The organism is Curtobacterium sp. L1-20 (assembly GCF_048755855.1).
Taxonomy (GTDB): Bacteria; Actinomycetota; Actinomycetes; order Actinomycetales; family Microbacteriaceae; genus Curtobacterium.
Genome location: NZ_CP151473.1, coordinates 2931953 through 2945312 on the forward strand (window position 1 = coordinate 2931953; position 13360 = coordinate 2945312).

The window sequence follows — 13360 nt, forward strand, 5'->3', positions numbered from 1 at the left end:
GGCGTCGGTGCCGGCGCATCGGCGCTGGGCGTGAGCGCCGGGCGTCAGCGCCGACGGAACCGCCGCTCGACCCCCCACTGCGTGACGCGGAGCATCGCCTCGACGACGATGGACCGACTCATCTTGGAGACGCCGTGCACCCGGTCGCGGAACCGGATCGGGACCTCCACGATCCGGCCACCGAGGTCGTCGACCCGGAGCGTCATGTCGACCTGGAAGCAGTAGCCCTTCGAGTCGACCGAGTCGAGGTCCATCCGCGCGACCGTGTCGGCCCGGTAGACGCGGAAGCCGGCGGTGATGTCCCGCACGTCGATCCCGAGCACGAGCCGCGCGTACGTGTTCGCGCCCCGGCTGAGGGCCTGGCGGCGGAGCGGCCAGTCGACGACGGAGCCGCCGGGCACCCACCGGGAACCGATCGCGAGCGCCACGTCCTGGTCGTCCCGCACCGCGGCGACGAGCGCCGGGAGCCGGTCGGCGGGGTGCGAGCCGTCAGCGTCCATCTCGACGAGCAACGGGTAGCCGCGGTCGAGCCCCCAGCGGAAGCCGGCGACGTACGCCGTGCCGAGCCCGAGCTTGCCGCTCCGCTCCAGCAGGTGCACGCGGGGGTCCGCCCTGGCGATCTCCCGCACGATGTCGGCGGTGCCGTCCGGGCTGCCGTCGTCCACGACGAGCAGGTGCGCCGTCGGCACGGCGTCGAGCACGGCCGCGGTGACGGCGCGGACGTTCTCGGCCTCGTCGTACGTGGGCACGATGACGAGCGCCGTGGCGTTCCCCTGGGTCACCGGTTCGTCAGGCGCCGCTTGATCTTGCCCGCGACACTGCGTGGGCCCTCGGTGCGGAAGTAGTGCACCGCACGCCCGAGGTCGTGCCGGACGCCGTAGAGCTTCTTCCGCTCGGGCACCCGGACGCGCATCTGGTGGGCCTCGAGCTGCGCCGACGTCTCGCGGACGGACTTGTCGGCGGCGCGGACCGGGTTGCGGCAGAACTCGACGAGCGGGGCGAGGACGTTCTCCCACGTGAAGCGCTCGCGGACGCGGTCGACGTTGCCGATGAACTCGGCGCGCGCCTTCTTGTCGAAGAGCGCCGTCTCGAGCGCGGCGGCGAGGCCGTCGACGTCCTGCTCGTGCACGGCGACGCCGAGCTTCTCCTCGGCGACGAGGTCGCCGAACGAGTCCCCGGCGGTCGTCACGATCGGCAGGCGTGCCCAGAGGTAGTCGAGGATGCGCGTGCGGAACGAGAACGTGGTCTCGAGGTGCTCGTAGTGGGTCGACACACCGGCGTCGGCCTCGAGCAGGTACGCACCGCGCTCCTCGTAGGGGATCCACGAGTCGTTGAAGAACACGTTCTTGCCCGTGAGCCCGAGCGCGTCGGCCTCGGCGCGCACCTTCGCGACGATGTCCATCTCGGGCACGTCGGGGTTCGGGTGCTGCACGCCCATGAAGAAGAGCTTGACGCTCGGACGGCGCTCGGCGAGCTGCCCGATCGAGCGCACCAGGGTGATCGGGTCGAACCAGTCGTAGATGCCGCCGCCCCAGACGACGAGCTTGTCGTTCTTGCCGATGCCCGGGACGACGCCCTTGACGCGCTGCTGGTCGTGCACCGGCGGGGTCGAGGACAGGCCGAACGGCACGACGCCGATGAGCGACCGGAGGTCGGCGTCACGTGAGTAGGTGCGGGCGTTCACGCGGCCGGACCCGGCGAGCTGCCCGAGCCAGAACATGCGCTGCCGCTCCGAGGCGCAGATGAAGTAGTCGCCGAGCTCGAGCTGGTGGTTGAGCGTGTCCGATGCGTCGAGGATCTGGCGGTTCCACTGGTCGACGTCGTCGCTGCGGCCCTGTTCGAGCTGCTCGAGGTGCAGCGGGTCGTACACGTCGACCACCAGGATCTTCCGGGTCGACTCGAGGACCGGGAACAGGCGGAGCGCGTGCCCCTGCACGACGATGACGTCCGCCCAGGCCTCGTGCTCGACCATCTGGCGCGGGTGGCGGTGCGGCACCGTGACGACCTCGTAGGAGGGGTCGATCGGCGTGGACCGGGTGAGGCTGATGACGCGGACGTCGTGCTCGCCCGCGAGCTGCTTCGCCATCTGGGTCGCACGGATGGCCGGGCCGGCCATCTTCTCGCCGATGGAGTCGCCCGTGATGATCAGGATCCGCCGCCGCGTGCCGACCTCGAGGACGCCGAGGGAGTGCACGATCTTGTCGTAGCCGGCGAGGTAGTTCTCGATCGGGTACGCGGGCTCGTCGCGGTTGCCGAACAGGCGGAGGAGCTCGCGGTCGCTGCGGACGCGGGTCGCCTGGATCTCGCGGCGGGACTCGGTCATCGACGGGAGCTGCTCGACGAACTGGTCGACCCCGTAGATGCCGGCCATGCTCGTCTTCGGGACCGGGATCGTGGGGACGCTGTCGTCGCCGGGGTTGCGCAGGTCGAGCTCCGTGGAGTCGAGCTCGCCGCGGCCCACGGCGCGCCGGACGGCGAGGGCGAGGGACCCGGGCAGGGCAGCGGCGAGCTGCTCGTCGCCGAGGTTCTTGTACAGCGTGAAGAGGGCGTTGCGCTCGAGCAGGTAGGTCTCGCGGAAGTCGCCGAACTTGTTCATCGACGCGTGGTGCTTGTGGAACGCGACGGACTTCGGCTGGTAGCGGAAGCGCCAGCCGAGCAGGTTGAGCCGCCAGCCGAGGTCGACGTCCTCGTAGAACATGAAGTAGCGGTCGTCGAAGCCACCGAGCTGCTCGAAGAGCTCCGCACGGATGAACATCGCCGCGCCGGTGCCGAAGAGGACGTCCGTCTCGGACTCCCAGCGGCCCGTGTCCGGTGACCCGGCGAACGGCTTGTAGCCCATGCCGTACCAGGTCATCGCGGCCTCGGTGAAGTCGACGTTGACGCCTTCCCAGTCGAGCACCTTGGACGCGACCGCGCCGATGTCGGCGCCGGCGGCGAAGGTGGCCATGGCCTCGCGGACCCAGCCGGTGTCGGGGCGCGCGTCGTTGTTCAGGAACGCGACGATCTCGCCGGTGGAGTGCTCGACGCCGAGGTTGCAGCCGCCGGTGAACCCGAGGTTCTGCCCGGAGTCGACGAAGGTGAAGTCGAGGTCGGAGGCCTTGAGCCGGCCGACGTGCTCCGCACCGGAGCCGTTGTCGACGACGATGACCTCGAGCCGGTCCTGGGGCCAGTCCTGCTTGCGCAGCTCGGCGATGCTCGTCAGTGTGTCGTCGGTGCCCTTGTAGTTCACGAGGACGACGGAGACGACTCCTGGCTTGCGCTCTGTCACGGCGAGTTCCTCCAGCAGGTGCCGCACTCGCGGCGTGGGTCATCGGTGGTGCGACCGACGGGGACGCCCCGCGGCCGACATCACCCTACAAGGCGGAGCACGGCGCTCCCCTGTGATCGGGACCGGTTCGGGCACAATGGCACACGGCCCCCACCCGGCCGCCACGACCGCCGTGCGTCCCCGCGACCGCCACGACGGCCTCCTCCCCAGACCCGGAGCACCCGTGACCCAGCCCTCGATCCCGCTCGCCCCCGCACCCTCCCCCCTCGCCGCCGAGTACGAGGCGATCGCGCGCGGCGACCACGCCAGCGGCACGGCGGGCACCGTCCGCTTCGCCGTGTCGACCGACGACCCGGCCGAGGGGAAGGGCGACCTGTTCGTCGCGCTCGGCCTGGCACGTGCGCTGCGCGCCGAGGGCTGGGGCGTCGACGTGTGGCCGATCCGACGCTGGACCGAGGACGTCCCGGCGGACACCACGGTGCTCGTGAGCATGATCGAGTCCTTCGTCCCCGGGCTCGTCCCCGCCGGTACCGCGACGGTCGCGTGGGTGCGCAACTGGACGGCGCAGTGGGCGTCCCTGCCGTACCTCGGCGAGTACGACGCCGTGTGGGCGTCGTCGTCGATCGCCGCGGACGAGCTCGCCCGCGCCGTCGGTCACCCCGTGGACGTCGTCCCGATCGGCGTCGACCTCGACCTCTTCACCACCGACGTCGACGGCCCCGCCACCACGCGCACCGACCGCGCGGTCGCCACCGTCAACTTCTGGGGCGCCCGCCGCGGTGTCCAGGACGTCCTGCAGGAGGTCTCCCCCGCCGAGCCGATCGTCTGGTTCGCCGCGAACGTCGAGCACGTGGACGCCGCCCCCGGGGTCGAACTCCGTCCCGCGGTGCCGTACTTCGCCCTGCCGGAGGTCTACCGGGCCGCCGCGTTCGTCGTCGACGACGTCATCGCGCCGGCGGCCGAGTTCGGGACGCTCAACTCGAGGCTGTACGAATCGCTCGCCTGCGGGGCGCTGCCGGTCACCACGACGGCGCTCGGCCTCGACGAGCTGGGGCTCGCGGAGGTGCCGGTGTTCACCGACGCCGCGTCGCTCGAGCGTGCGCTCGCGATGCCGGCCGCCGAACGCGAGGCGGTCGTCGAGCGGCTCCGCTCGGTCGTCGTCGAGCGGCACTCCTACGCGGCGCGCGCCGCCCAGGTCGGCCCGTCGCTCGGTGCGGCGGTCGCACGGGCGGCGACGCGCTCCGGTGCGCGCGACCCGCTGCTCCGCTGGGCGGCCCAGCAGCGGGAGCTGCTGCGTGCGACCGAGCAGGAGCGCGACGTCCACCGTGCCGGTGTCGAGGACATCAACCGCCGGCTCATCGTCTCCGAGGAGGCGGTCGCCGTCATCGACCAGGCCCGCAAGGACGCCGAGGCGGAACGCGACGCGATCGCGACGCGGTACGACGCCCTCACCCACTCCGCCGAGTTCCGGGTGCTCGACCGGCTCGGTGGCGTCGCGCGCACGCTCCGTCGGCGCGGCTGACCGCCCCGACGGACGACGGGAGGCGCGGTGCCAGCTGGCACCGCGCCTCCCGTCGTCCGCAGGTGACGTCCTACTTGACCGTCAGCGACCGGCAGATCTCCGTGTTCTGCCCTGCGCCCTGGTTGATGGCGAAGACGCACACGTTGGTCGCTCCCGAGGGTCGACCGGTGAAGGTCGCGTCGAACTGGTGGTTCCCGCCGAAGCCGGCGTAGGCCGTGGCGAGCGACGCCTTCGCCTGGTCGGCCGCGATCGACTTGCCGCTCGCACCGTCGAAGTAGACGTGGACGCGGATGGACGCCTTCGTGTCCGGGTCGATCGCCCAGCCGCGGACCCGGACCGTGTCCGCGCTCGGCGAGGAGACCTCGTCGAGCAGGAGGGTCGGGTTGCCGCTGGCCGCCGCCACCTTCGTGCAGGAGCTCGTGTCCGAGCCGCCGCCGGTGTTCTTCGCGACGACGCAGACCGTGTGCGAGCCCGGACCGATGCCGGTGAGCTTCTGCTGGTAGCCGTGGGCGGCGCCGTAGCCGGGGTGCGCGGTGTCGAAGCCCTTCGCGGCCTGGTTCGCCGTCCCGGTCGCGACCTGCTTGCCGTCGACGGTGTACCGCAGCGCGACCGCCGACACGGTGTCCGGGTCGAAGGCCGTCCCGCTCACCGTCATCGCCCCGAGTCCGGCCGCCGACGCCTGACCGACGGTCACCTTCGGCGAACCGGTCGGCGTCGAGAACGACTTGCAGATGCTCGCGTTCGAGTTCTTCGGACCGGCGTTGATCGCGATGATGCACAGGTTGTGCTTGCCCGCGGAGATGCCGGACTTCTCGAGTCGGTAGCCGTGCTGGTCACCGTACCCGGGCTTCGCGCTGTTCAGGCCCGACTTGAGCTGGTCCGCCGCGATGTTGGCGACCCCCTTGCCGTCGAGGTAGAAGTGCACGCGGATCGTCCCGGTCGTGTCCGGGTCGATCGCCCACCCGCGGGCGAGGAAGCTGCCCGGCGCCTTGGACGCGACCTCGTCGACCGCGAGCCAGGGGTAGCCGGTCGGCTGCTTCACCGACGTCGTGGCGACCTGCGTCCAGCTGCCGCTCGACAGGTCCTTCGCGTAGACGCGCACGGTCTGGGTGCCGCCCGGGAAGCCCTTCAGCGACCCCGAGTACCCGTGGTTGTCGCCGTAGCCCGGCTTCGCCGCGTTGAGACCGGCCTTCTTCTGGTTGGCCGACAGGGTGCCGAGCGTCTTGTTGCCGGCGCGGACCTGCACCTGGGTCGCCGACGTCGTGTCGCGGTCGATGGCCCACCCGCGGATGGTCAGCGTGCCGGCCACGGCCGAGGCCCCGTCGATGACACCGGTCGGGGTGCCACCCGAGATGCTGACGTCGCGGCACTCGAGGAGGGTGTTCGAACCGGGGCCGGTGTTGATCCCGAAGACGCAGACGTTGTGCTTGCCGGCGGTCAGGCCGGAGAGCGTCGCGGAGTACCCGTGGGCGGTGTTGTTCGAGCCGAGGCGCGCGGCCAGGTCCGTCCGGTTCGCGTTCGCCATGACCGACGCCTTGCCGACGCCGTCGACGTAGAACTGCGCCTTGATGGCTGCGGTGGTGTCCGGGTCGGCCGTCCACCCGCGGACCGTCACCTGACGGAAGCCCGGGGTGAGCGAGTCGAGGCTGCCGATCGGCGACGACCCACCGGTCGGCGAGCCGAACCAGTCGGTGTACATGCGCCAGAAGTTGCGGTTGCCGTAGGCCGAGCAGCTGTCACCCGTGCCGTAGAGGTTCGCCATGGCGGCCGCGTTGGGGACGTACGGCGTGTAGATGTACAGCCCGGCGGTCGCCTGGTTCTTGATGTAGACGGTCTTCGTGCCGCACTTCGCGTTCGGGTTGTAGAGGATCGCGTTGTTCCGGCCGGCCTGGTAGGCCCACGACGTCGGGGACGCCTGGTAGCGCTTGAACTGCAGCGCGGCGGCGTAGACCTGCTGGGCGAACCCGCGGTAGGCCGGGTCGCACGGCGCGGTGTCCGGGCAGGCGAACCCGGTGGCGTGCTGGTACATGTAGTTCGTCGGAGCGTTCGTCGCGACGATGGCCTGCTCCTTCTGCAGCAGGACGAGGAGCACCTTCTGGCTCACGCCGCAGGCCGATCCGACCTGCGCGATGATCGTCGCGGCGGACTTGTTGCCGCCGGCGATGGCGGAGCACCGACCGGACACCGCACGGATCGCGCTGACGTTCTGCGTGAAGTTCTTCAGGCAGGCGGGGCCGCCGGACTGCTGCCGGCAGTTCGGCGCGACGCTGTTGAGGAACGACTGCACGCTCGAACCGCTCATCGCGGACCCGTTGTAGAAGTTCGCGTCGCTGATGATGTTGCCCGGGTCGAAGCCCGCCGCGGTCGCGGCCGACGCCGACTCGGTGGTCGTCGCCTCGGACACGAGGGTGCCGAAGGTCAGGCCGCTCACGGCGATCGCGAGCGCGGCGACCATGCCGAGCGTCGATCGCAGGGGACGACGACGGCCGCTGCTGGTCTGGATGGATCGCATCACGGCACCTCCGCCGTCATCGGGTCGGACGTGGTCGACTTCGACCCGACCGAGTACTTCAGGGTGACCGACCAGGTACCGGTCGACACCTGGCTGGCGGGGAAGGACACCTGGGCGCAGTTGACCGACGAGGCGCTCGTCTGGGCCGTGCTGGTGAGGGTGCGGGAGACGCCGCTCCGCGTCGCGGTGAACGTGCAGGTGCCGGACGCATCGGTGGTGCCGGAGACGAGGCCGCCCGCCTGGAGCGTCCGCGAACCGCCGTCCCAGGCGGCGAAGGTGACCAGCGCGGTGGCCGGGTACTCCGACGGCGCCGTGTCCGGCTGGTTCGTCTCGCCGCTGCCGGGGAAGGCGGTGGGGACGTCGCCGGCGTCGTCGGTGTCGCCCGAGCCGGTGCCGGAGTCGTCGTCGGTGCCCTGGGTGGGGGCTGCCGACGCCGTCTCCGTCGCGGTGGGCGACGGGGTGGTCGAGGGGGTCGCGGACGCACTGCGCGTGGGCGAGGGTGCGGGGTCGTCACCACCGGCGGAACACCCCGCCGCGAGGAGACTGAGAGCACCGACCGCCGCGAGCGCAGCGATCGGCCGTGGAACGTGCTGCATGCTGACGGGCCGTCCTGTGGGAGTTGACAAGGGTCCGGGTTGCGACAACGGTAACCCCAAAGTGAAGGTTGAGGGTTGAATCCGCGGACATTCCCCCCCACTCGGGGTGCACGACGGCTGTCGTGCAGCGTTCCACGGACTCCCGGTCCGCCCAGGCAGTCGGGGAGGCCCGTGAGTATGCTGTTCCGGTCCCTCCCCCACGAACGAAGAGACGCATGGTCGATCAAGCCCGCATGGCGGCGCTCGCGCAGGAACCCCTCGTCGTCGTCGGCGCTCCGACGAGCGCGATCCGAGGAACCTGGCGCGAGCTGCGCGACGTCTTCCGGCAGCGCGAGATGCTCGGGATGCTCATCCGCCGCGACCTCAAGGCGCGGTACAAGGACTCGGCGCTCGGGTTCGTGTGGACGCTGGTGCGTCCGCTGACCCAGCTCCTCATCTACTACTTCGTGATCGGCAAGGTGCTCGGCGCCGCCCACGGCATCGACAACTTCGCCATCTACGTCTTCACCGGGCTGAGCGCCTACACGCTGTTCAGCGAGATCGTGGCGGGGTCGACCAGCTCGATCGTCGGCAACAGCGGGTTGATCAAGAAGGTCTACGTCCCGCGCGAGGTCTTCCCGCTCGCGAGCGTCGGCGCCGCCCTGGTGAACTTCGCCATCCAGTTCGCGATCCTGCTGGTCTTCACCGTCGTGCTCGGGGCGTTCCCCTGGCACGGGGGCCTGGTGTACCTCATCCCCTCGCTGCTGGTGATCCTGGTCTACGGCGCGGCGATCGGACTCGTGCTCAGCGCGCTCAACGTGTACCTGCGGGACGTGCAGTTCGTCATCGACGTCGGTCTGATGGTCCTGCTCTGGGCTTCGCCGATCGTGTACTCGTACTCGATGGTGCTCGCGAACCTCAAGGTGGGCTGGCTCCTGACCGTGTACACGAACAACCCGCTGACCCTGTCCGTCCTCGGCCTGCAGAACGCGATCTGGATCCACGACCCGACGAAGGTGGTCTACCCCGACCACCTCATGCTGCGGCTCGGCATCGCCTTCGTCATCGGCCTGTTCTGCCTGCTCGGGGCGCAGCGTGTGTTCTCCCGCCTGCAGGGCAACTTCGCGCAGGAGCTCTAGACCATGGCCATCAGCACCCCCGTCGCACCGACGACGTCCGGACCCGTCGCGGACCGTCCCGACGTCATCGTCATCGACCACGTCCGCAAGCGGTTCGTCGTCCGCAAGGACAACACCATCCGCGAGCGGATCGTCACCCTCGGCCGCGCCGGACGCAAGCACCGGCAGGACTTCTGGGCACTCGACGACGTCTCCGTGTCGATCCAGGCCGGCACCACCGTCGGGCTCATCGGCCAGAACGGCTCCGGCAAGTCGACGCTGCTCAAGGCGATCGGCGGCATCATCCAGCCGACGTCCGGCACCGTGTCCCGCCGTGGGCGCCTCGCCGCGCTGCTCGAGCTCGGCGCCGGCTTCCACCCGGACCTGTCCGGCCGCGAGAACGTCTTCCTCAACGCGAGCCTGCTCGGCCTCAGCCGCAAGGAGACCGAGGAGCGGTTCGACGACATCCTCGCGTTCTCCGGCATCGGCGACTTCATCGACACCCAGGTGAAGTTCTACTCGTCCGGCATGTACGTGCGGCTCGCCTTCGCGGTGGCCGTGCACACCGACCCCGACGTGCTGCTCGTCGACGAGGTCCTCGCCGTCGGCGACGAGGCGTTCCAGCGGAAGTGCCTCGACCGCATCCGCTCCTTCCAGGAGCAGGGGAAGACGATCATCATCGTCACGCACTCCCTCAGCCAGGTGCAGGAGATGTGCGACCGCGTGGTCCTCCTGAACAAGGGCAAGGTCCTGCACGACGGCGACGCCGTCCAGGCCGTCAGCAAGTTCCGCGACGTGCTCGAGGAGCGCCGCTCCGGCGAGCTCAGCGCCGACGTGGCGGTCGGCCGCGGCACCGTGCTCGGCGCGACCGTGCACGCCGAGGGCAAGCAGCACCGCGATCGCGTCGTGCCCGGCGACGACCTCATCGTCGACATGGAGTTCGAGCACCTGGACCGCGTCGAGGACTGGGAGGCGGCGGTGCAGATCAACAACACCGCCGGCCAGGTCGTGTACGGCACGACGACCGGGATCATGGGCATCCACCTCGATCCCCTGCACGGTCGCCGCAAGCTCCGACTCCGCATCGCGGACACGAACTTCGGGACCGGCAAGTACTTCATCAACGTGTCGATGATGGACTCCGCGGGCCGGCACCTCCACGACCTGCCCGAGTGTGACTCGTTCGAGGTGCCCTCGTTCGGCGACGCCGTCGGCAGCGTCTACGCGAAGCCCTCGATCGAGGAGCTCGACTGACCCCGACCGGCGACGCCACCCGCACCGCGGTCGTCGTCGTCAACTGGAACAACGCCGACCTCACGACGCGTGCGGTGCGCGCCGTCCTCGCCGACGGCGCGGCCGACCAGGTGGTCATCGTCGACAACGGCTCCACCGACGACTCGGTCGCCGTCCTCCGCCGCGTCCTGCCGGAGGCGACCGTCCTCGCGCTCGCGACGAACGGCGGGTTCGCCGTCGGCGCGAACGCCGGCATCCGGCACACCGACGCCGAGGTCGTGGTGCTCCTCAACAACGACGCCGAACCCGCTCCGGGGTTCGTCGCGGCCCTCCGTGACCACCTGGTCGCCGCCCCTGCGGCCGTCGCGGCGGTCACGGGACGCATCGTCCTCGCCGGACGCTGGTCGCGCCTCCCGGTCGGTACCGGGCCCGCCGCCGACCAGCGTGCGTTGCGCGACCACGACGGCCGGCTCTGGGTGCCGTCCCCGGACGGCGAGGTCCGGCTCAACTCCACCGGGGTCCGCGTCGACCGTGACGGCAACGGCACCGACCGCGACTGGTTCGCGCCGGCGGACCGCGTGGCCGACACCGCCGTGTTCGGCTTCTCCGGCGGCGCGGCCGCACTGCGCCGGACCGCCCTCGACGACGTCGGCCTGCTCGACGAGTCCCTCTTCATGTACTACGAGGACACCGAACTCGCCTGGCGCCTCCGGCGGCGCGGGTGGCGGGTCGAGTACGCCGCGGACGCCGTCGTCGTCCACGACCACTCCGCCTCGTCCGGCGTGCAGAGCGACCTGTTCGTCTTCCGGAACGCCCGCAACCGCCTCGTCGTCGCCCTGTGGCACGCACCGTGGCCGACGGTGGCCCGCGCCGCGGTCCGCACCCTCGGCCGCGGCCTCCGCGGGCTCGTCCGCGGACCGGTCCGACGGGAGGCGCGGCTCGTCCTGGCAGCACTGGCCGACGTGCTCGGGCACCTCCCCGCGCACCTCGCGCACCGCGTCCGCCAGCAGCGGGTCGCGTCCGTCCCGCGCGGAGCGGTGGACCCGAGCGCATGAACGGGTCGGGCTATCCTGGTCACTCCCCCGCCGCCGGTCCCGACCGCGGCGCCCCCGCCCAGAAGGGACCCCGCGTGCCGCAGCTCACCGTCCTCGTCGACGGGACCGCGGTACCGCAGGACCTCGGCGGCGTGGGCCGCTACCTCGAGGGGGTCGTCTCGCACCTCACCGCGTCCGAGCTCGACGTCCACCTCGTGGTCCGCCCCGGCCACGCGGCGCACTTCCGCGCCGTCGCGCCGCACGTGACGCTGCACACCGCGCCGTCGTGGACCGACCGGGTGCCGCTGCGTCTGGTGTGGGAGCAGACGGGCCTGCCGGCGCTCGGCCGCCGCCTGGGGGCGACCGTGCTGCACTCGCCCCACTACACGTTCCCGCTGCTCTGGCGCCGCGGCTCGGTCGTCACGCTGCACGACGCCACCTTCTTCTCGAACCCGGAGTGGCACTCGCGCCTCAAGCGCACGTTCTTCACCTGGTGGAGTCGGCGTTCCCTCCGCACCCGTCCGGTGGTGGTCGTGCCGAGCGCCGCGACGGCGACCGAGGCCGCGCGGGTCGTCACCGGCATCCGCGCGGACGTCCGGGTCGCCCCGCTCGGGGTCGACCGCGCCCGGTTCCACGAGCCGACCACGGCCGAGGTCGAGGACGCCCGCATCGCCGCGGGCCTGCCCGACGGCGCGCGGTGGATCGCGTTCCTCGGCACGATCGAACCCCGCAAGAACGTCACGGCCCTGCTCGACGCGTACGCCGCCGTCCGGGGCGCACGTGACGCGACCGGCTCGTCGACGCCGTGGCTCGTGCTCTCCGGAGCACGTGGCTGGGACCACGCCGCCGTCGAGCGGTTGGACGCCCTGCAGGACGCCGACCACGTGGTCGAGGCCGGGTACCTGCCGCTCGAGGACCTCTCCGGCTTCCTCGGCGGCGCGGAGTTCGTCGTCTACCCGTCGCTCGGCGAGGGCTTCGGCCTGCCCGTGGTCGAGGCGATGGCGACCGGCGCGTGCGTGCTCACCACCCGGCGTCTGTCGCTCCCCGAGGTCGGTGGCGACGCCGCGGTCTACTCGGAGCCCGCAGCCGGGGACCTCGCCGCCGCGATGGCGGAGCTCCTCGACGACCCCGCCCTCGTCACGGCGCACCGGGCCCCTGCGCTCGAGCGTGCCGACGGGTTCACGTGGGACGCGACCGCCGCGGTGCACGTCGCCGCGTACGAGTCGGTCGCCGGGAGCGCACGGTGATCCGGGTCGCCGTGCTCACGGTCACCTACAACACGGGTGACACGATCCGGCCGTTCCTCGCGAGCACCGAGGCTGCGTCGGCGTCGCCCGTCGCCGTGGTGATCGCCGACAACGGCTCGGCCGACCTCGACGCGCTCCGGGCGATCGGCGAGTCCTACGGTGCCGTCGTGGTGTCCTCCGGTGGCAACCGTGGCTACGGCGGCGGCATCGACGCAGCCCTCGCCGCGCTCGACGACGTCCTGCCCGACGTCCGACCCGAGTTCCTGCTCGTCACCAACCCGGACGTCGTCCTCGCGCCGGGGTCGATCGACGAACTCGTGGCCGCGGCGGACCGGCTGCCGGGCGGCGGGTCGTTCGGCCCGCGGATCCTCGACGAGCAGGGCGAGACCTACCCGTCCGCGCGACGGCTCCCCTCGCTCCGCACGGGCCTCGGCCACGCGGCGTTCTCGCGCTTCTGGCCCGCGAACCCGTGGAGCCAGCGGTACTGGTCCACGACACAGGTCGTCGAGCGCGAGGCCGGGTGGCTCTCCGGCGCGTGCTTCCTCATCCGGACCGACCTGTTCCGGCAGCTCGAGGGCTTCGACGAGTCGTACTTCATGTACTTCGAGGACGTCGACCTCGGGCAGCGCGTCGGGCTCGCCGGGCGCACGAACGTGTACGTGCCGACCGCCGTGGTCACGCACACCGGGGCGCACTCGACGTCGTCGAACCGGCGGCGGATGGAGATCGAGCACCACCGGAGCGCGTACCGGTTCCTGTCACGCAAGTACCGGGCGTGGTGGCTGTCGCCGCTCCGGCTCGTCCTGCGCGTCGGCTTGGCGGTCCGCGCGCGCTGGGTCACCCGCAGGTAG

10 protein-coding genes are annotated in these 13360 nt (G+C 71.4%); 6 read left to right on the plus strand and 4 right to left on the minus strand.

Going from position 1 to position 13360, the window contains the following annotated elements; all coding sequences use genetic code 11:
• Positions 1-44 precede the first annotated feature (44 nt).
• On the minus strand, positions 45-782 hold the full coding sequence (locus AAEP86_RS15255; RefSeq protein ID WP_420368146.1) for a polyprenol monophosphomannose synthase: 738 nt from the start codon (positions 780-782) through the stop codon (positions 45-47).
• Positions 779-3295 carry a glycosyltransferase gene (locus tag AAEP86_RS15260; RefSeq protein WP_420368147.1) on the minus strand — a complete coding sequence of 839 codons (2517 nt, stop codon included), beginning with the start codon at positions 3293-3295 and terminating at the stop codon, positions 779-781. Before AAEP86_RS15260 ends, AAEP86_RS15255 begins: the two co-directional genes overlap by 4 nt.
• Positions 3296-3491: 196 nt before the next feature.
• Between AAEP86_RS15260 and AAEP86_RS15265 the strand changes: the two genes are divergently transcribed.
• Entirely contained in the window at positions 3492-4790 is a 1299-nt protein-coding gene (locus tag AAEP86_RS15265) for a glycosyltransferase family protein (protein ID WP_420368148.1), read from the plus strand.
• A 70-nt stretch (positions 4791-4860) separates the two neighbouring features.
• On the opposite strand, the gene AAEP86_RS15270 is transcribed toward AAEP86_RS15265, so the two are convergent.
• Both AAEP86_RS15270 and AAEP86_RS15275 read right to left on the minus strand, forming a co-directional pair.
• On the minus strand, positions 4861-7302 hold the full coding sequence (locus AAEP86_RS15270; RefSeq protein WP_420368149.1) for a hypothetical protein: 2442 nt from the start codon (positions 7300-7302) through the stop codon (positions 4861-4863).
• Positions 7302-7898, minus strand: a complete 597-nt coding sequence (locus AAEP86_RS15275) for a hypothetical protein (RefSeq protein WP_420368150.1) — start codon at positions 7896-7898, stop codon at positions 7302-7304. The genes AAEP86_RS15270 and AAEP86_RS15275 overlap by 1 nt, the downstream gene beginning before the upstream one ends.
• 215 nt (positions 7899-8113) lie before the next feature.
• Between AAEP86_RS15275 and AAEP86_RS15280 the strand changes: the two genes are divergently transcribed.
• The 5 genes from AAEP86_RS15280 (at position 8114) to AAEP86_RS15300 (ending at position 13360) form a co-directional block, all read left to right on the plus strand.
• Positions 8114-9016, plus strand: a complete 903-nt coding sequence (locus tag AAEP86_RS15280) for an ABC transporter permease (protein ID WP_420368151.1) — start codon at positions 8114-8116, stop codon at positions 9014-9016.
• Between the two features lie 3 nt (positions 9017-9019).
• Positions 9020-10249 (plus strand): ABC transporter ATP-binding protein, encoded by a 1230-nt coding sequence (locus tag AAEP86_RS15285; RefSeq protein WP_420368152.1) that lies wholly within the window; start codon positions 9020-9022, stop codon positions 10247-10249.
• Complete coding sequence (locus AAEP86_RS15290) at positions 10246-11283, plus strand: glycosyltransferase family 2 protein (RefSeq protein ID WP_420370505.1); 1038 nt, start codon at positions 10246-10248, stop codon at positions 11281-11283. Before AAEP86_RS15285 ends, AAEP86_RS15290 begins: the two co-directional genes overlap by 4 nt.
• A gap of 74 nt (positions 11284-11357) precedes the next feature.
• A complete protein-coding gene (locus tag AAEP86_RS15295) occupies positions 11358-12509 on the plus strand; it encodes a glycosyltransferase family 4 protein (RefSeq protein WP_420368153.1) in 1152 nt (383 codons plus the stop codon).
• On the plus strand, positions 12506-13360 hold the full coding sequence (locus tag AAEP86_RS15300; RefSeq protein WP_420368154.1) for a glycosyltransferase family 2 protein: 855 nt from the start codon (positions 12506-12508) through the stop codon (positions 13358-13360). Before AAEP86_RS15295 ends, AAEP86_RS15300 begins: the two co-directional genes overlap by 4 nt.

Excerpts from the sequence above, each read along its gene's own strand:
- AAEP86_RS15270 (WP_420368149.1), bottom strand. The coding sequence starts at position 7,302 with ATGCGATCCATCCAGACCAGCAGCGGCCGTCGTCGTCCCCTGCGATCG.
- AAEP86_RS15275 (WP_420368150.1), bottom strand. The coding sequence starts at position 7,898 with ATGCAGCACGTTCCACGGCCGATCGCTGCGCTCGCGGCGGTCGGTGCT.
- AAEP86_RS15280 (WP_420368151.1), top strand. The coding sequence starts at position 8,114 with ATGGTCGATCAAGCCCGCATGGCGGCGCTCGCGCAGGAACCCCTCGTC.
- AAEP86_RS15285 (WP_420368152.1), top strand. The coding sequence starts at position 9,020 with ATGGCCATCAGCACCCCCGTCGCACCGACGACGTCCGGACCCGTCGCG.